We start from the raw sequence: 758 nt of genomic DNA on the forward strand, positions 1-758 counted from the left end.
AGTGCACGCAGATCCTCTTTGATCTGTCTCAGTGCAAGACCGGGTGCCTCAGGCTTGGACCAGTCAAGCTGGCCGACCCGCAAGCGCAGGGGAAACAGGCTGGTCAGCCAGCCGATGGTGCGCGTCAGATCCTCATCGGTCTCGCGTCCATGTCCCTCGAGCGCGATCAGCGGATCACCCAGGGAATATTGGTAGCGTTCACGGCTCCATTGGCAGAGCGCCATACCCAGCGCAGTGAGCAAGACATCGTTAATCGCACCGTGATACACGCTAGGCGCGCGCAGTAAGCGCTGTGTGTCGGCGGGATTTAACTGTCCGCCCACATGTGCGGTGCTGCCCAGTGTGTTCTCGGCAGGCGCAATGGCACGGTCGCACGGCAAGGCTTGAGCGCCCTCGAGCTGCGAGAGCCAAAGGGGCTGTTCGTTCCGTCTGTCGCCACGGGCGCCTTGCTCGGCGAGCGAAGCGGACCAAGCGCGCAACGACATAGTGCGGGCTGGCAAGGCTGCGCCGGGTGTGAGTGTGCAGGTCGCAAGATCTTCCATCAGGATGCGCCAGGACACGCCATCGATCGCAAAGTGGTGGATGACGAGCAAGAGCAGGGCGGGGGCCTGAGGGCGAATCACCCAGCGGGCTGTCATGATGCCACCGGGCTGCTGTGGATCGAGCTCGGCGCTCAGGTTCTGGAAAGCTTCGAGCATCGACTGCTGGGCAGCCTCAGGGCTCAGGTGGCTGAGGTCGAGGGCAGGCAGCTTGAGTGG

The 758-nt window shown here is 63.3% G+C and carries 1 protein-coding gene; it reads right to left on the reverse strand.

The genetic code is table 11. From position 1 onward, the window contains the following. The coding region (locus QWY27_RS15260) for a condensation domain-containing protein (RefSeq protein WP_290199287.1) at positions 1 to 758 on the reverse strand (758 nt) is incomplete at both ends.

The organism is Zwartia vadi (assembly GCF_030410375.1).
Lineage (GTDB): Bacteria > Pseudomonadota > Gammaproteobacteria > Burkholderiales > Burkholderiaceae_B > Zwartia > Zwartia vadi.